Below are 16968 nucleotides of genomic sequence, written 5' to 3'. Positions count from 1 at the left end.
GAGGAGGGCCTGAGCCGCCCGGCGGCGAGCGTGCGCGGCCGCGACACGTACATCCCCCTCGGCCCGGCCGCCGACACGGTGCTCGTGGACGAGGCCGACATCGTCACCCGCGGCCTCGCACTCTGCGAACGGGGTTGACTCAGGCGCTGGGCTCGTCGCGGCCCAACCGGGCAATCGCCGAGGTCACCAGGAAGCCGAGCACGACCAACCCGAGTGCGCCCCCCACCTGTCCGGCGTCGGGCGTGAACCTCCGCGTGGGCCAGTCCTCGACCTCGATCGTGGCGAGGGACTCGGCGGTCACCACCTCACCCTTCACCGTGGCCCCGAGCGGCGGCTCGACCGGCGCCTGGAAGGGCCACAGCCCGACCACTGCGCCGAGCAACAGGCCGATCAGCACGCCGAGCGTGGCCTTCTCGTAGCGCGCCAGCAACCACTTCAACGCGTTGCTCACGACGACCACGCCAGCCACGACACCCACGCCGACCGGGAGCAGGACGGTCAGCGCCGGCTCGGTGGCCGCCGCCAGGTCACGCGCGGCGACGGCGTCCTTCAGCGCCTCGATCGCGCCGAGGATCGGCACGTACTGCCCGAGCACGAGCAACAGGTAGCCGCCCGACACACCGGGCAGGATCATGGCGCTGGCCCCGGCCAGTCCGGCCAGCCCGAGCAGCAGCAGGTCGGCCTGTCCGTCGCCGCCGGTGGCACCACTCGCCTGCGCGATCGCGAGCGCGGCCATGGCCACGAAGCCTCCACCCGCACCCAGGAACACCGATCGCGTCGCCGGACGCGCCATGCGCCACACCACCGGAAGGCCGCCGAGCGTGAGACCGACGAAGAGGCTGTACATGATCCAACGCTGGTGGACGACCAGGTCCTTGATCGGCCCGGCCAGCAGCACGATTCCGGCGAGCGCGGCCACGGCCACGGTGCCGAGCAACACCAGCGCCGGCACGCGGAACCGCAACGTGCTCACCTCGGCCACCGCGGCGACGAAGCGGGGATAGATCCCCGCGGCCAGCAGCATGGTGCCACCCGAGATCCCGGGGACCAGGTTGGCCAGTCCCATGAGCACCCCGCCGAGCGCGGCGCGGACCAGGACGAGCGGACGCAGGACGGATTCGAGCGACGGCGTGGTCATCGGACTCCGGGGATTCGGGAACGCGCGCAGCGGGAACCGAGAGTGTGCGCACGACCCGGCACGGCGGCAAGCACCGGGATCCGGACGTGACGAGGCCCGGACCGCACGGCCCGGGCCTCGACCAAGAGGAGTCTCGGCGGACTCAGGGTCCGACCGTGAAGCGGCTCACCTCGAGCGCCGGCGGCTCCGAGCCGTCGACGAGCGCCATCTCGCCCTCGAAGACCGTCGCTTCGCCCCCGACGGTGACCGTGATCAGGTAAGGGAAGGGTCCCGGTTCGCTGCACGCGCTGAAGACGTCGAGCTCGACCACGTACTCGCCCGGCGCCGGCGTGGTGCTGCCCCAGGTGATGTTCTCGTTGTTCACCCAGTCGAGATTGCAGCCGGGGTTCGAGTCGAGATCGAGCTCGCCACCATTGGGACCGTTCTTCTGCGCGTAGTAGATTCGATCACCGCTCGGCGTGACCAGGTGCAGGTCGTAGTCGATGCCGTCGATCCAGTTCAGACTGACCTGCAGTTCGGCCGACGAACTGGCCGTGGTGTTCACCTGGACCCCGTGCGTCGACGCCGACGTGACCGATGTACCGTCGCCGGCCGAGACCGTCACCGTGAACGACGAGGCGGTCTCCGCCGGAGTCAGCGTCAGTGTCACCGTCCGCGGCGCACGGAAGGCCGTGGATTCGCGGGCCGCGGCCGGTTCGACTCCGGCGGCGGCGAGTTTTTCGATCCGTGCCGACGCGCGCGTACGTTCCTCGTCGATCACCACCGCCGAGCCGTCGAGCGGCACGCGGTAGTAGCCGAGGTCGGCACGGGTTGCACTCACGTACAGCTCGGTGGCCGTGTCCTCGACGGTGACGGTCAACACCATCGATCCGCCGCGGACGAACCACAGCGACCCGTCGACTTCGGGCGCGGTGGCGTCGCCGGTCGGCATCTCCTCGTTCACGTACGCACCGGATCCGCCGTCGCGCGCGACGGCGTCGATGTAGTTCGTGGCCGGAATCGGGTCCGGCGGCGTGATCGGGCCGAGGTCCGAGATGCGCTCGGGATCGTTGTCACAGGCGGCGAGACCCACCAGGGCGAGCGCGAAGACGAAGGGCGCCAGGCGTGTGCGTACCACGGTTGTCCTCCCGGGACGTGTGCGATCGGGGCGCGCGGTTCCGCGTGGTTCCGCATGATTCCGCGGAACGGCGCCACCTTCTTCGGGAGGTCGTTTGCAAGGGTTCGGCCAACCGGATCACCGATCAGGACACCGGCGGACCGGCCCCGTGGTTGCCGTTCGCCACCGACTCGAGGGCGATCCGCACCGTCCGGTGCTGGATCGACACGGTCTCCTCGATCGGCTGAGCGTATCCGCCGCCCATGACCATGGCCCAGGGCAGTGCACGGCGGCCGAGGGCCGCGAACACCCGGCGGTCGCGCGCCGCGATCCCGTCCGGAGTCAGCGACAGCCGGCCGAGGCGGTCGCCGGCGTACACGTCCGCCCCGGCGATGTAGACGACCAGGTCGGGCTCGGCGCGGTCGAGCACCGCGTCGAGGTGGGCGTCGAGGGCCTGCAGGTACGCCAGATCCCCGGTGCGGTCGGGAAGAGCCACGTCGACGTCGCTGCGGGTCTTGTGGAAGGGGTAGTTCCCGGCTCCGTGCAGCGAGAAGGTGAAGACCCGCGGGTCGTCGGCGAAGATCACGGCCGTGCCGTTGCCCTGGTGCACGTCGAGGTCGACCACGCAAACGCGCCCGACGCGACCGGCGGCGAGCAGTTCGCGGGCGGCCACCGCGACGTCGTTGAACACGCAGAAGCCCTCGCCCCGATCGGCGAAGGCGTGGTGGGTGCCACCGGCCAGGTAGAGCGACGCCCCGTCGATCAGGGCGCGCTCGCAGGAGGCCACGGTGGCTCCGGTGGAGCGCCGCGAGCGCTCGAGCATGGCCGGCGACCAGGGCAGACCGATCCGTCGCGCCTCGTTCTTCTCGAGGGCTCCGGTGAAGACCCGTTCGAGATAGCCTTCGGTGTGCACACGGCCGAGCTGCGCGCGGCTCGCCGACGGTGGTTCCAGGTCGACCGCCGTGCCGTCGGCCTGCACACGCTCGCGCAACATGCCGTACTTGCGCGCGGGAAACCGATGGCCCGGCGGCAGCGGGAGCTCGAAGCGGTCGCTCGAGAAGACGCGTGGCACGGCGCGGGCTTTGCGCGGGGGCGAGGGACGTCTACACTGGTCGGCGATCATCGACCGCGGCGACCCCGACGGTGCCCGAAGATACACACCGCGGCCGAGCCCGCCGCCGGGAGCAGTGCATGGATTCCTCGACATCGCCGACCACCGGCCCCGGGACGCCGGACGTCGTCGCCGTGCGCGATCACCTGATGGCCCTGCAGGACACGATCTGCGCCGGCCTCGAAGGGGTCGACGGCCGCGCGTGCTTCGCGGAGAAGCGTTTCGAGGCGCCCAGCGGCGGCCTGCACCGCCCGCGCGCCCTGCAGGACGGTGCGGTGATCGAGAAGGCCGCCGTTCAGTTCTCCCACTCGGTCGGACGGGCCATGCCCGCGGCGGCGACCGAGCGCCGGCCGGAACTGGCCGGGCGCGCCTACCAGGCGGCCTCGGTGTCGTTGATCGTCCATCCGCGCAATCCCTACGCACCGACCTCCCACGCCAACTTCCGCTTCTTCGTCGCCGAGCACGCCGCCGAGGATCCAGTATGGTGGTTCGGCGGAGGCTTCGACCTCACGCCCTACTACGGCTTCGTCGAGGACTGTGTCCACTGGCACCGGACGGCCCGCGCCGCGTGCGAGCCCTTCGGAACGGAAGTCTACCCGCGCTTCAAGACACGGTGCGACGAGTACTTCCGTCTACCGCACCGAGGCGAAGCTCGTGGAATCGGAGGCGTGTTCTACGACGACGTGTGCGATGGCGGATTCGACCGATGCTTCGCCCTGCACCGCAGCCTGGCCGAGGCCTGTCTCGACGCCTACGTTCCCGTCCTCGAGCGTCGCCGGAACACGCCGTACGGAGACCGGGAACGGCAGTGGCAGCTCCTGCGACGCGGACGCTACGTCGAGTTCAATCTGCTGTACGACCGCGGCACGCGATTCGGGCTCGAGGCAGGCGCCCGCACCGAATCGATCCTCGCCTCGTTGCCGCCGCTCGTCCGCTGGGAGACCGACCACGAGATCGAACCCGGCACCGACGAGCACAGGCTGCTGCACGAGTTCCTCGTGCCCCGTGACTGGGCCGACGTCGTGCCCCCTTCCGCCTGACCCCGCTTCCGCTCCGAAAGGACTCGCGCATGCGCCTGGCCCGAACGCTCCTTCCCCTGCTCTTCGCCGCCACGACCACGGGCCTGACCGGCTGTGGCGGCGGCGAGGTGACCGAGGGCGACCCGGATTCCGGACCCGTGGTCCGGGGCGGGACCCTGACCGTCGCCGTCGACAGCGATCCGGGCACCCTGAACCCGGTGATCCGCACCACGGCGCTGGCCGGAAGCATCTACGGCATCCTCAACGACGGGCTGATCAAGATGAACACCGACCTGGACTTCGAACCGTCGTTGGCCAAGCGATGGTTCTTCTCCGAGGACGGTCTGACACTCACCTACCATCTGCGCGACGACGTCCGGTGGAGCGACGGCGAACCCTTCGCGAGCCGCGACGTGCTCGTGACCTACGAGCTGTTCACCAATCCCGACGTTCCGACTCCGCGGCGGTCGAATTTCGACGACATCGCCGGCGTGGCCGCTCCGAACGACACGACGGTGGTCTTCACCTTCCACCGGCGGACGCAGGAATCGCTGCTGCGCTCGGCCTTCCCGTTGATGCCCGCCCACGCGATCGAGGGTCGAACCCCGACCGAGGTCCAGAGCTGGGATCTCAACCGGATGCCGATCACGAACGGGCCCTACCGTCTGGCCCGCTGGGAGGCGAACGACCGCCTCGTACTCGAGCGCAACCCCCACTACTGGGACGAGCCCGCCTACCTCGACGAGATCGTGTTCCGCGTGGTCCCCGAAGAAGCGACCCGGCGCCTGCAACTGGAGATCGGCGAGGTCGACATGATCGAGTCGGTCCCGAACAAGGACCTCGAACGTCTCCGCGACGATCCCGAGGTCCAGTTGAAACTCGTGGGACCGCGCTTCCTGGGCTATTTGGTCTACAACCTCGACAACGAGCTGCTGACCGACGCCCGCGTCCGCAACGCGATCAGCTACGCGATCGACCGGCGAGCCTTCGTCGAGGGCCTGCTCTTCGGCTACGGACGGACCATCGCCAACCCGATGACGCCGATCGTGGCGTGGGCCTACAACGACGAACTCGAGCCGCACACGCGGAACCTCGAGGTCTCGCGACGGCTGCTGGCCGAGGCCGGCTTCGTCGACACCGACGGAGACGATATCGTCGAGCGCGACGGAGTGCCGCTGCGCTTCACGGTGAAGACGCGGACGGGAGACCCGGTTCGCGAGAACGGCGCGCTGATCCTGCGCAACAACCTGCGCGAGGTCGGCATCGACGTGAACACGCGGATGCTCGAGCTGTCGACGGTGCTGTCGCAGGTCTCGTCGGGCGACTTCGACGTGTACATGGGGCAAGTGGCCGCGCCGATCTCACCCGATCTGTCGGCGAGCTTCGCCAGCGACGGCGGCTTCAACTGGGGCGGCTACGCCAACCCGGCCGTCGACGCGCTGATCGAGCGAGCGCGCGGGACCGTCGACCGCGACGAGGCCGCGGTGCTGTGGAAGCAGGTGCAGGAACTGTTGTACCGCGACCAGCCCATGACCATGCTCTACGCCAAGGATCCGCCGGTGGGCCTGCGCATCGAGGTGCGCAACGCCACGCCGAACTTCCTGTCGCCCTACGAAGACGTCCACCGGTGGTGGAAGACCCCGGACACCGGAAACTGATCGTGGCCACGCTGCTCGAAGTCCATCCGGTGACGCCGCAGACGCGGCTGATCGATCAGGCCGTCCGCGTGCTGCGGGCCGGCGGTGTGATCGCCTACCCCACCGACACCACCTACGCCCTCGGTGCGGCGATCGGCGAGAAGGCCGCCCTGGACCGGATCTGCCGGATCCGGCGCATCGACAACCGGCACGACTTCACGCTCATGTGCCGCGATCTGTCCCAGACGGGTCAGTTCGCCCGCTACACCACGCCCGGCTACCGCCTGATCAAGGCGCACACGCCGGGACCCTACACCTTCCTGGTACGTGCCTCACGCGAGGTGCCGCGGCGCCTGCAGCACCCGAAGAAGAAGACCATCGGCCTGCGCGTGCCCGACCACGCCATCGCCCAGGCGCTGCTCGAGGCCCACGGCGAACCACTGTTGACCACGACCCTGCGCCTGCCCGGCGACGAGTTCGCCCTCAACGATCCGCGCGAGATCCGCGACCGACTCGACCACGAGATCGAGATCGTGATCGACGGCGGCATCGCGAGCCTCGATCCGACCTCGGTGATCGACCTCACCGGCGACGAGGCGATGGTCGTGCGCGAGGGCCTGGGCGACGTGAGCGCGTTCCGCTGACCCGGGAGCTGGCTGCGTGCGAATCATCGACCGGTTCTCGATCGCGCTGCTCTACCTGTTCGTGGTGGGCTCGCCGCTGTCGATCAGCGTGGGTTCGCTCGTGGCGGGATCGTTCATCGTGCTCGGGACACTCCGACTGATCGTGAGCTCCGAGGCACGAGCCGCCGTTCCACGGGCGGTGTGGATCACCTTCGGGCTGTGGATCGCGTGGTCGCTGCTGACGACCGCGCTGGCCGATCCCTACCCGGCGCGCTTCGACAAGGTCGGCGAAGAGCTGTGGATCAAGTTGCTCCTGCCCGCCGTCGCCGCCCTGGGGATGACCGTACCGCGCCACCTCGCGCGCGCACTGGTCGTGTACCTGGGCGTGGGCGCACTGATCGGGATCTACGGGATCTACCAGTACTACACCGGCGACCAGTGGTTCACCGACGACTGGATCGCGGGCATCGGCAACCGCTGGAACGCGGTCGGTTTCTACGGTCACAAGCTCACCTACGGTGGCCACGTGGTCTGCCTGTGGTTGCTGGGCGTGGCCTTCGCCACGAACTCCTCGCCCGGCGGAGCTCTGTGGCGTCACCGTCTGTTCGTGGTCGTGGCCGGCGCGCTGGTGAGCATCGGGCTGTTGTTGAGCCACGCGCGCAGTGCGCAGCTGGGCGCCGCACTCGGCGCGGCGGTGATCGCCCTGTACCTGCCGCCGACACGGCGGCGGATCGCCGTGGGGATCCTCCTGCTCGCCGCGCTCGGCGCGGTGGCCACGCCGACCATCCGTGACCGCTTCGTCCGGGCTTTCGACTTCGAGGCCGAGCAGACCCGACCGAACCTGTGGCAGACCTCGTTGGACGCCCTCGAGGAGCGTCCGTGGACCGGTTACGGTTTCGGCAACTTCGAGCACGTGCTCGACGAGTACGAAGTGACGGGCCTGTACGAGTCCCGGGCCCACGCCCACAACGACGTGCTGATGGTCGCCGTGAACAGCGGCTGGCCGGGCGCGGCGGTCTTCCTGTCCTTCGCCGTGGCCGTCGCCATCGGCGCCGCGGGCGCCGTTCGCCGCGCCGGACCATGGTCGTGGATCGCTCTCGGCGGCTTCGCCGCCCATCTGGCTTTGCTCCTGGGCGGACTGTTCCAGGTCTACCAGACCGACGACGAGGTCGAACTCACGTTGTACTTCCTGCTCGGATGCGCGTTCGCCGCCGGAGCGGCCGGATCACGCCGCGATCGCGGACTGGGTCGCTGACCGCACGGACGATCTGCAGGACGGCGAGCGACCCATCGGCTGCCCCTCCGACACCGCGTCGGTGACCACGAGGCCCGGCGCTCGGCGGGGGGTCAGAGTGCGAAGGCGCCCTCGATGCCGTCGACGCGCTCGTAGACGTCGATCACGGCGTCGGCCGACTCCATGACCCGCTCGCAGGTCAGGCTGATCCACGAGCCGTTGCGCGACGCGCGCGTGCGGTACTCCCAGCCCTCGAACACCGCCTCGAGCTCCTCCTGCCGCGCGCGCGGCACGATGAACTTGAACAGATAGGGGTGCGGCCAGTCGTGGAAGACCTCGAGCTTGGAGCGCAGGGTACGGAACTTGTCCGGGTCAGGACCGGATGGTTGCGAATTCGGGGTGTCTGCGGACATCGGGAGTCCCGTGGATTCGGAGGCAGGCAGGCCGCCCGGTCAGCGGGCGGAGTGGTGCAGAATGACCATATGCAGGAGTTGTACAGGACACGTAGCGTCTTTGTCGAACCACGCATTTTCGTCGTGGTTTCGCCAGTCCTCGCTGCGCCCGTACGGGCCGCGAGCCACGATCCCGGCCCCCGCCGCCGAGGCGACGGGCACGCGTGGCTCGTGCTTCACTTCCCCCGGCCCCGGAGTGCGGTCCGAGCGCTCCGGGGTTTCGTGTACCCGCAGGGAACCCCCGACACCCCACCCGCGTTCCTCGAGATGCAGCCTGCGCCTGCGTCGTCCTCTGTTTCGGGCCCGAGAAAGGAACAGTCCACGAGATGATCTTCGATCCCTTCTACCTGCTGATCATCGGGGTGGGGATGGGTCTGTCGTTCTGGGCGAGTGCCAGGACCAAGGGCGCGTTCCAGAAGTACAGCCAGACCACCACCCGGCGGGGTCTCACCGGAGCCCAGATCGCCGAGGCGATCCTACGGGACCACGGGATCTCCGACGTGCGGGTGGAGCCGGTCGCGGGCAAGCTCAGCGACCACTACGATCCGCGCACGAAGACGCTCCGTTTGAGCGAGGGCGTGTACGGCAGTCGCTCCATGGCCGCTGCCGGCGTGGCGGCCCACGAGGTCGGCCATGCGATCCAGCATGCGCGGGCCTACGCGCCGTTGAAGTTCCGCTCGGCGTGGGTGCCGGTGGCCAACTTCAGCAGCGGACTCTCGATGTTCGTGATCATCGCCGCCTTCTTCCTGGGCGGCACCGCGACGGCGCTGGGGCACACCGCGGCCATCGTCGGCGTCACCCTCTTCGGAGCGACCACGGTCTTCACCCTGATCACGCTGCCCGTGGAGTTCGACGCCAGCCGCCGGGCCATGGCCACACTGCAGCGCGGCGGGTACATGACCCGGGACGAGCTGGGTGGCGCGAAGAAGGTCCTCGACGCCGCGGCGCTGACCTACGTGGCCGCCGCCGTGACCTCGATCCTCACGCTGCTGTACTGGGCCTTCCGCCTGGGGCTGTTCGGCGGCCGACGCTAGCGAACCCGGAGGGTCACCCCTCGGTCACCACCGCCGGGGCCGGTCCTCGACCACGCGGTAGGTGTCGCGGGCGATCAACAGTTCCTCGTCGGTCGGGATCACGTAGGTGGGAAGGGCCGAGCCCTCCTGCGAGATCCGCCCTTCCGTACCGCCGGCGAGACCGTCGTTCGCCGCGGCATCGAGCTTCACGCCCATGTGCTCGAGTCCGCGAAGGATCCGGGCACGCACCGGCGCGGCGTTCTCGCCGATCCCGCCGGTCATGACCATGCCCTCGAAAGGCCCGTGCTTGGCCCAGTAGGCCCCGATGTAGGCCTTCACGCGCTGGCAGAAGATGTCGATGGCCAACCGCGCGCGGCGGTCGCCGTTCTCGGTCTCCTCCTCGAGCAATTCGCGCATGTCGCTGGTCAGGCCACTGAGGCCCAGCAGACCGGAGCGCTTGTTCAGCAGCGTGTCGATCTCGCCGATGTCGATTCCTTCCTTGTGCATGAGGAACTCGATGATCTGCGGATCGATGTCGCCGGCGCGCGTGCCCATGACCAGCCCGTCGAGCGGCGTGAAGCCCATGGACGTGTCGACCGAGCTGCCATCGCGGATCGCGCACGCGCTCGCCCCGTTGCCCAGGTGCAGGGTGATCAGGTTCACCTGCTCGCGCTCGAGGTCGTGCATGCGCCGGTAGCGGTAGCACACGTAGCGGTGCGAGGTGCCGTGGAAGCCGTAGCGGCGGATCTTGTAGCGCCGGTAGTACTGGTACGGAATGGCGTAGAGGTAGCTCGCCTCGGGCATGGTCGAATGGAAGGCGGTGTCGAAGACCGCCACCTGCGGCACGCCCTTGCCCAGCAGTTCCTGCGCGCTGCGGATGCCCAGGAGATTGGCCGGGTTGTGCAGAGGAGCGAGCTCGAAGCAGTCCTGGATTCCCTCCATGACCTCGTCGTCGACCCGCACCGAGCGCTGGAAGCGCTCGCCGCCGTGCACCACCCGGTGACCCACGGCGTGGATGTCCTTCATGCTGTGGATCGACTCGATCCCGCTCTCCTCGCCGACGATCCAGCGCAACACGAGATCGATCGCCGCGCGGTGGTCGCGCACCGGCTCGGCATGGCGGTCCTTGCGGCCACCCTCGGCCTGCCACGTGACCACCGCCTGGCTGCCGATCCGCTCGACGATGCCGCGAGCCAGCTTGCGGTCCTGGTCGGAGTCGATCCGGTCGGAATCGGTCTCGATCAGCTGGAACTTCAACGACGACGATCCGCAGTTCAGAACCAGAACGTTCACGGTGATCTCCAGGTCGGGGGCAGCGCGGTGCGCAGGGACGAAGGTAGGCTAGTCGGCCGCCGCGCGCGGTCAAGGCACGGGGGAGGGGAGATTCGTGAGGTGGGTAGGAACGCGCGGCTCCTGGGGAATGAACGCGGGCTTCCGGGGAACGGAGGCGGTCAGGCGTCCGATCCGGAACGCTCGAAGTGGAGCGAGGCCAGGTTGTGGCAGTGCCGCTCGATCCGGGGCATTCGGACCCCCAGGGCAGTCCAGGTGTCGACCGCCTCCAGCGTCTTGCGCACGGGAGGAATGTGGAAGTCCTGGGTGAAGACCAGGTCCTCGTCGCACAGTCCCTGCCGCGTTCCTCGCAAGACCTCGACCGTCCCCTTGGCCAGGTCGCAGTCGATGTAGGCGGCCATGACGGGCTCGGCGACGGGGACCTTCGCGATGGTGTCCTGGAGCCACCCGGAATGGAAGCGGCACACGTCGATGACGCCGTACCGGCGCACGTGGTTCCGCACCAGCGCTTGCTCGGCGGAATACTCGCCAGTGTAGTCGTAGCCCTCCTGGTCGGTCGCCTCCACCCCCTGGAACGAATCGTAGACGTGCAGGACGTATCCGCACATCTCGCACAGGATGCTGAACTTGGCCGTGCTCCCTCCCTGCCAGCACCCGGCCTCGATCATCACCGCTTCCGGTCTGCGCGGAGAGTCCAGGAGGAACTTCGCGATCTCCGCCATCTCGCACGGCCAGTGACCGTGGGGTACGTGGAAGTCGACCTCCACGAAACGCTGGAACAGGTGCACCTCTCGCTGCAGGACAGGGACCGGATCGTGAACAACTGCCGGTACCCCCACATGCTGTAGGCGTACTTCGCCCACCGCCGGCCAGCCGACGGGAGAAGCGGACGGATGCGTTCTCCGTAGAAGCGTCGGATGCCGTATTCCATGTCGTCCTCAGGATGACCAGCCATCTCCGTTCCCCGGGCCGAACTGCCGCGCGGCACGTCCGTGGATTCTGCACGACAGGGCCGTTCGTGCCTCGCCTTTCGCAGCCCGACCGCCCTCGGAGTGGATCCCGTTCATCCTCTCGCGCCGGATCTGCTGCGATAGAATCCGGAACGGCGACACCCGCGCCCGGGTGACCCGGCTCTTCCGCCAGCTCGAGGACGACGCGGCGCCTCGCGTCCAGCCCAGCGAAGAGATCTTCGCACTCGTCTCCGACGCGCTGCACCGGACTTCACGCTCGACCGTGTCGCAGGAGCGGGCCGATCACACCCTGCAACCCACTGCCCTGGTCCACGGAACCTACATCCGGCTCGTCGACGCGGGTGGGCTCGCGCAACCGACCGCGCCCACTCTCTGGGCATCGCGTCGCGCTGCGTGCTGAAGATCCCAGTCGCCCACGCCCGTGCGCATCGCGCCGAGAAGCGCAGCGGGAACCAGCAGCGCGTGACGCTGGTGGAGGAACTGATCACCGACGAGGGGCGCGAACTCGAGCTGCTGCTGCTCGACGACGACACCGCCATCATCGACGCGACGATGATGGTCGAGGGTCGGCGCCTCGGCCTCCCGTCTACATGAGTCCCGAACAGCTGCGCGGCGACGCCGGTGCGGTAGACGTGCGCACCGACGTCTACGCGCTCAGGGTGATCCTGTGGGAGGTGCTCGCGGGGCGGCATCCCTTCGGCGAGGCCGTCGATTCGGTCACCCGCGCCCTGCAGGCCGGACGCGAGCCATTCGCGGTCGGCCCCCGCTGCGCCGGGCGCGGGAACGTTTCGAGGCGTCGGTCGCGCGGGCCCCTGCGCATCCGGCGCACGGTTCTGGACGAGGAGCACCAGCTCCTCGCCGACGCACAGTTCCGACTCGCCGAGTGCCTGCTCGACGTCGGCAAGGCCGCCGAGGTGCTCGCGCTCATGGACTCCGTCCCGGTCACCTACCGGGCCGAGCACGAGCCCGCGTACGCTCGAACTGCGGACCCTGCGCGGACGCGCTGGCTGGTCTGCGGCGGACCGTAGATGCGCCCGACGAGCTCGCCGGGCTCGTGGGCCCGCTCGTCGACCGCCGAGGAGCCGGCGACAGTGAACCGGCCGCGCCCGCGAGGTCGCGGGCCGGGTGGGAACTCCGGACGGCCAGGGTTCGCGCGACGATCCGCCTCATTGCGCGAAGACGCGATGGTTTGCGCATCTGTGATCGAAGGCGCTCGTCCGGGAGCGCCCCCGCTCCCCCGTTTCGAGGAAACAACCATGAGATCCCCACGTACGACCCTCGTCCTCGGCCTGGCGGCCCTGCTCGCGATCGCCGGCTGTTCCGAGGACGATCCGTCCGGCCCTGGTGGCGGCGGCCAGCCGGTCGGCGAGACGAACGAATTCTTCGGCCGCATGCCCGCCTGGGACGACTACGCGAACAACGGTCCCGACGAGCTGCCGACCGCGGACGGCGAGACGGTCGAGCTCGGCTCGACCGAGGTCGAGGTCGAGGAGATCCAGGAGGACGGGACCGTCGCCCCTCCGGAGAACGTCCGCTACGTCTGCCGCGAGACCCCGTACCGCATCACGACGAATCCCGACGAGATCGTCATGCTCTCGCCGGACGAGTCGATCCTCTGGCCGGGCGCCTTCATCCAGGGCAACAGCTACGACGACGACTCGGGGCTGGGTGCCTTCGCGCCGTTGACGATCGACGAACGGGCCCCGATCGACGTCGTGATCAAGGAACTGCCGAGCGAGGACTCGGCACGTCGCGTGGAGTCGCCTTCGCTCGCGTCGGTGACGCAGGCCGTGCGCGGCATGATCGGCAACGCCACGCGCGACACGCTCGACACCCCGAGTTCGATCTCCTTCACCCAGGAGACCTACCACTCCGAGCGCGCCTGGGCGCTGAGCGTGGGCGCGTCGGGCCGCTACCTGGGATTCGAGGCGCGGGCCGAGGGCGATCTCTCGCGGCGTGTGTCGGAGACGACGGTCACCGCGAAGTTCGTGCAGAAGATGTACACCGTGTCGGTCCCGCCGCCCTCGTCACCCGCGGGTTGGTTCGACGACGCCTTCACCGAGGACCGGCTGCAGTTCTACGCCGACCAGGGCCTGATGAACGCGAACAACGTGCCCGTGTACCTCGCCGAGGTCGTCTACGGTCGCTTGATGATGATGTCGGTGACGTCGACGGCCAGCGAGGAGGACATCCGGAGCGCGATCCGCGCGTCGTACAACTCGATCGGGGGCGGCGCGTCCGGATCGATCGAAGCCAAGGAGCAGACGATCCTCGAGACCGCGAAGGTCTCGATCGTGTCGGTGGGCGGGCCCGCCGAGGCCACGCAGGACATGATCCGTGAGAACGATCTGGGCGCCTACTTCACGCGCAGCGCCCAACTCTCGACGGCCGTCCCGCTGAGCTTCATCTTCCGCACGCTCGACGGTCGGATCGCGAAGGTCACCGAGGCCACCGAGTACACGATCCGCGAGTGCACGCCGGTCGGCGCGTCGGGCGAACCCTTCGTGTTCCAGGACGAGGAGATCGCGACGCAGTCGATCACCACGCCGGCCCGTACCGTGGTCGGAGACTTCGACGGCGACGGGGTCGACGACATCGCCTTCTGCCACACCGGCGCGTCGCTGAACGAGACGGTCGTGGCGATCGCCAACGGCGACGGGACGTTCTCCGAGCGCATGCCGGTCACGCACCCGGAGACTCCGAGCGAGGGGTGGTCGACCTTCGAGCCCTTCGTCGGCGACTTCGACGGCGACGGACTCGACGACATCGCGTGGAACTCGACCGAGGCGCAGAACCTGACCTACGTCGGACTGTCCGAGGACGGTGGTGACTTCACCTTCGGCGCGCGCCAGGAGCACCCCGCGAACGGATGGGGTTCCTACCGGGTCTTCGTGGGTGACGTCGGCGGCGACGGGATCGACGACCTGATCTTCAACACGCTGGTCGGCCCGAACCGCACCTACGTGTTCCGCGGGCAGGAATCCGGTCAGTTCGAGTTCCTCGACTTCCAGGACCGCGGGTCGACGTGGAACGGCTACGAAGTCCTCGTGGGCGACGTGAACGCGGACGGCCGCAGCGACATCGTGTTCAACATCACCGAGTCCACGCGCAACGGCATCCACTACGGTCTGGGCAACACCGACGGTCGCTTCACCGAGCAGCCCTACGTGGAGCGCAGCAACGACGGATGGCAGACCTACTCGGCGCTGATCGGCAACGTGGGCGGTGGCCCGGGCGACGACCTGGTGTGGCCGAACCTGAACCCCGCGCGCATCCCGGTGCATATGAGCTACGGTTCGGGCACCGGGTGGCGGAGGGGCCCCCTCGCCTACGTCGAGAACGTCGAGGGGACACGCCCCCTCGAGGCGCGTCTGGCCGACGTCGACGGCGACGGCCGCCAGGATCTCGTCCTGATCGAACGCGACGGCACCCGGCTGGCCCTGAACGTCGGCCTGGCGACGGAGACCTCGAACTTCCTGTTCACGACGGTGCCCATGGAACACCCCGAGGCGGTGTCGTGGGAGCAGTACCAGATGCGGGTGGGCGACTTCGACGGCGACGGCCGCGAGGACCTGCTGTGGAACCTGCCCGCCGCCACGACCCGGACCTTCGTGGCACTCGGCGCGGGCTCCTGACAGGGGCACCCGAGCGAGGGATCTCGACGGCGGCTCCGGGGAACGACTCCGGGGCCGCCGTTCTGTTGGTCGCGATGCCGCCGCGCCGCATCGACCGTGCTACACTCTCGCGGCGAACATCTCGCGCCCCCTTCGCGGGAGATCCCCATGAAGTCCCTCGTGACGATCACCGTTCTCTTCGTGATCGGCTGGACCGCACCCGCCGGCGCCCAGGTCGTGGTCGAACCCCCGACCTCCAACACCCTCGAGGTCGAGGTCTGGTGCGCGGTCGGCGCACCGACCGCGATCGTGGTCACCCTGACCATCGCCGACGACTTCGACGACGCCGTCGGTGGCGTCCGCCTCGAACGCGGCACCCTCGGTGACTGCGGCGCCCCCGTGCCGATCGGACGCGTCGAGTTCGACGTCCTCATGACCGGCGTGCACTCCGTGACCTTCGAAGACGCCGCGGCCGCTTCCGGTGCCGCCCACCGCTACCGCGCGATCGGCCTCGACGCCGACGGCGACGACCTGCCGACCTGGGCCTCGTCCTTCGACCTCGTCTCGCCGATCGACTACGCCACCTGCGGCGACCCCGTGCTCGGGATCGGCACGATCACCTCCGCCGTGCTGCCGGCCGTGTTCGAACCCTGCCCCGACAGTTGCTGGGAGATGCTGCCGATCGCCCTCGATCCCGATGACGACTTGATCGACACCCCGACCGTGGTCTCGATCACCGGGACGATCGATTGCGGCCTCGGCAACGTGGAGGGCTGCACGATCGTCCCCGATGCGTTGGAGCCGTCGCAGTGCGGACCGGTGGAGCAGGAGGGCGAGTCGTGGGGTGCGGTGAAGGCGCAGTTCCGAGCCGGTGGGTGACGCATGGGCATGAAGAACGTCCACCCCACCGCACGCGAGGTGCTCGAAGTGATCGAGGCCGGCGGCTACGAGACCTCCGACGGCCAGTGGGTGGATCTCACGGCGTCGCTCCGCGCGAGCGAGGCCGGGGTGCGAACCTTCACCCCCGACGAGATCGACTTCCTGGCGCTGGACGCGCCGGCGGGACGGACGGCGGCCGGCCCGGGATCGACCGGCCCCGCGGCGACCGACCCGGGGTCGACCGGCCACGCGGTGACCGACCCGGCGCCGACGGTCGAGGTGACCGACGAGACCACGCAGCAGGCCTGCGCCCGCCTCGCGCCCGACTTCGACACCGCAGCCCTGAACTTCGCCGCCGCCCGCAATCCCGGTGGCGGCTTCCTGAGTGGCTCGCGCGCCCAGGAAGAGGAACTCTGCCGCTGCAGTACGTTGTTCCCCACCCTGCTGCTCCAGCCCGACTACTACGACGCCAACCGTTCCCACCCGTCGACGCTGTACACCGACCACGTGATCCACTCGCCGCGCGTGGCCTTCTTCCGGCTGGGCTCCTCCGAGCCATGGCTCGCACGCCCGGTCGAGGTCGGAATCGTCACCGCACCCGCGCCGAACCGCGGTGGCATCCCCTCGCACGACACCGAACGACTCCGCGCGCTGGCTCCGACCTTCGAACGGCGGTGGGACCGAGTGCTCCGTGTCGCCGCGCACACCGGCCACGACGCCCTCGTGCTGGGCGCCTGGGGATGCGGTGCGTTCGGGAACGATCCCGCGATGGTGGCCGAAGCCGCTGCACGAGCACTACGGACGAGCGCGGCCACTCCGTGCTTCCGGCGGATCGTCTTCGCCGTACCCGATCACGGGGCACAGGGGCGCCGCAACCACGCGGCGTTCCGC

General features: G+C 69.2%; 17 protein-coding genes. 11 read left to right on the top strand and 6 right to left on the bottom strand.

The window, feature by feature from the left end; genetic code table 11:
• Positions 1 to 139: 139 nt before the first annotated feature.
• From VKA86_18780 to VKA86_18770, 3 genes are all read right to left on the bottom strand, one after another.
• Positions 140 to 1138, bottom strand: a complete 999-nt coding sequence (locus VKA86_18780) for a DUF368 domain-containing protein (protein ID HKK73252.1) — start codon at positions 1136 to 1138, stop codon at positions 140 to 142.
• A 142-nt stretch (positions 1139 to 1280) separates the two neighbouring features.
• Positions 1281 to 2255: a hypothetical protein gene (locus VKA86_18775; protein HKK73251.1), complete on the bottom strand. Its 975-nt coding sequence runs from the start codon at positions 2253 to 2255 to the stop codon at positions 1281 to 1283.
• A gap of 124 nt (positions 2256 to 2379) precedes the next feature.
• On the bottom strand, positions 2380 to 3306 hold the full coding sequence (locus VKA86_18770) for a histone deacetylase (protein ID HKK73250.1): 927 nt from the start codon (positions 3304 to 3306) through the stop codon (positions 2380 to 2382).
• A gap of 119 nt (positions 3307 to 3425) precedes the next feature.
• On the opposite strand from VKA86_18770, the gene hemF reads away from it, so the two are divergent.
• Genes hemF through VKA86_18750 form a run of 4 tightly spaced genes read left to right on the top strand, consistent with a single transcriptional unit; the run spans position 3426 to position 7879 of the window.
• On the top strand, positions 3426 to 4385 hold the full coding sequence (gene hemF, locus VKA86_18765; GenBank protein ID HKK73249.1) for an oxygen-dependent coproporphyrinogen oxidase: 960 nt from the start codon (positions 3426 to 3428) through the stop codon (positions 4383 to 4385).
• 29 nt (positions 4386 to 4414) lie between these two features.
• Positions 4415 to 6022 carry an ABC transporter substrate-binding protein gene (locus VKA86_18760; protein ID HKK73248.1) on the top strand — a complete coding sequence of 536 codons (1608 nt, stop codon included), beginning with the start codon at positions 4415 to 4417 and terminating at the stop codon, positions 6020 to 6022.
• Positions 6023 to 6024: 2 nt separating this feature from the next.
• Entirely contained in the window at positions 6025 to 6645 is a 621-nt protein-coding gene (locus VKA86_18755; protein HKK73247.1) for an L-threonylcarbamoyladenylate synthase, read from the top strand.
• 16 nt (positions 6646 to 6661) lie between these two features.
• Positions 6662 to 7879 carry an O-antigen ligase family protein gene (locus tag VKA86_18750; GenBank protein HKK73246.1) on the top strand — a complete coding sequence of 406 codons (1218 nt, stop codon included), beginning with the start codon at positions 6662 to 6664 and terminating at the stop codon, positions 7877 to 7879.
• Between the two features lie 92 nt (positions 7880 to 7971).
• On the opposite strand, the gene VKA86_18745 is transcribed toward VKA86_18750, so the two are convergent.
• Complete coding sequence (locus VKA86_18745; GenBank protein HKK73245.1) at positions 7972 to 8271, bottom strand: DUF493 domain-containing protein; 300 nt, start codon at positions 8269 to 8271, stop codon at positions 7972 to 7974.
• 365 nt (positions 8272 to 8636) lie between these two features.
• Between VKA86_18745 and VKA86_18740 the strand changes: the two genes are divergently transcribed.
• Positions 8637 to 9344: a zinc metallopeptidase gene (locus VKA86_18740; GenBank protein ID HKK73244.1), complete on the top strand. Its 708-nt coding sequence runs from the start codon at positions 8637 to 8639 to the stop codon at positions 9342 to 9344.
• 24 nt (positions 9345 to 9368) lie between these two features.
• On the opposite strand, the gene VKA86_18735 is transcribed toward VKA86_18740, so the two are convergent.
• Both VKA86_18735 and VKA86_18730 read right to left on the bottom strand, forming a co-directional pair.
• Positions 9369 to 10616: an acetate kinase gene (locus VKA86_18735; GenBank protein ID HKK73243.1), complete on the bottom strand. Its 1248-nt coding sequence runs from the start codon at positions 10614 to 10616 to the stop codon at positions 9369 to 9371.
• A 158-nt stretch (positions 10617 to 10774) separates the two neighbouring features.
• Complete coding sequence (locus VKA86_18730) at positions 10775 to 11401, bottom strand: TylF/MycF/NovP-related O-methyltransferase (protein HKK73242.1); 627 nt, start codon at positions 11399 to 11401, stop codon at positions 10775 to 10777.
• A 334-nt stretch (positions 11402 to 11735) separates the two neighbouring features.
• Here VKA86_18730 and VKA86_18725 point away from each other — a divergent pair, with 334 nt between their 5' ends.
• The 6 genes from VKA86_18725 to VKA86_18700 form a co-directional block, all read left to right on the top strand.
• Positions 11736 to 11984 (top strand): ECF-type sigma factor, encoded by a 249-nt coding sequence (locus VKA86_18725; protein ID HKK73241.1) that lies wholly within the window; start codon positions 11736 to 11738, stop codon positions 11982 to 11984.
• Positions 11978 to 12178, top strand: coding sequence for a hypothetical protein (locus tag VKA86_18720; GenBank protein HKK73240.1), 201 nt, complete (start codon positions 11978 to 11980; stop codon positions 12176 to 12178). The genes VKA86_18725 and VKA86_18720 overlap by 7 nt, the downstream gene beginning before the upstream one ends.
• Positions 12175 to 12612 (top strand): hypothetical protein, encoded by a 438-nt coding sequence (locus tag VKA86_18715; GenBank protein HKK73239.1) that lies wholly within the window; start codon positions 12175 to 12177, stop codon positions 12610 to 12612. Before VKA86_18720 ends, VKA86_18715 begins: the two co-directional genes overlap by 4 nt.
• Positions 12613 to 12840: 228 nt before the next feature.
• Positions 12841 to 15219: an FG-GAP-like repeat-containing protein gene (locus VKA86_18710; protein ID HKK73238.1), complete on the top strand. Its 2379-nt coding sequence runs from the start codon at positions 12841 to 12843 to the stop codon at positions 15217 to 15219.
• 147 nt (positions 15220 to 15366) lie between these two features.
• Positions 15367 to 16077, top strand: a complete 711-nt coding sequence (locus VKA86_18705) for a hypothetical protein (GenBank protein ID HKK73237.1) — start codon at positions 15367 to 15369, stop codon at positions 16075 to 16077.
• A 9-nt stretch (positions 16078 to 16086) separates the two neighbouring features.
• Positions 16087 to 16968, top strand: an 882-nt coding sequence (locus VKA86_18700) for a TIGR02452 family protein (GenBank protein ID HKK73236.1), incomplete at its 3' end; no start/stop codon positions are given.

It is taken from the genome of Candidatus Krumholzibacteriia bacterium, assembly GCA_035268685.1.
Lineage (GTDB): Bacteria > Krumholzibacteriota > Krumholzibacteriia > JAJRXK01 > JAJRXK01 > JAJRXK01.
This window is presented reverse-complemented; position numbering and strand designations above follow the sequence as displayed.

Coding starts and splice junctions, on each gene's coding strand:
- VKA86_18780 (HKK73252.1), bottom strand. CDS start 1,138: ATGACCACGCCGTCGCTCGAATCCGTCCTGCGTCCGCTCGTCCTGGTC.
- hemF (HKK73249.1), top strand. CDS start 3,426: ATGGATTCCTCGACATCGCCGACCACCGGCCCCGGGACGCCGGACGTC.
- VKA86_18760 (HKK73248.1), top strand. CDS start 4,415: ATGCGCCTGGCCCGAACGCTCCTTCCCCTGCTCTTCGCCGCCACGACC.
- VKA86_18745 (HKK73245.1), bottom strand. CDS start 8,271: ATGTCCGCAGACACCCCGAATTCGCAACCATCCGGTCCTGACCCGGAC.
- VKA86_18740 (HKK73244.1), top strand. CDS start 8,637: ATGATCTTCGATCCCTTCTACCTGCTGATCATCGGGGTGGGGATGGGT.
- VKA86_18715 (HKK73239.1), top strand. CDS start 12,175: ATGAGTCCCGAACAGCTGCGCGGCGACGCCGGTGCGGTAGACGTGCGC.
- VKA86_18710 (HKK73238.1), top strand. CDS start 12,841: ATGAGATCCCCACGTACGACCCTCGTCCTCGGCCTGGCGGCCCTGCTC.
- VKA86_18705 (HKK73237.1), top strand. CDS start 15,367: ATGAAGTCCCTCGTGACGATCACCGTTCTCTTCGTGATCGGCTGGACC.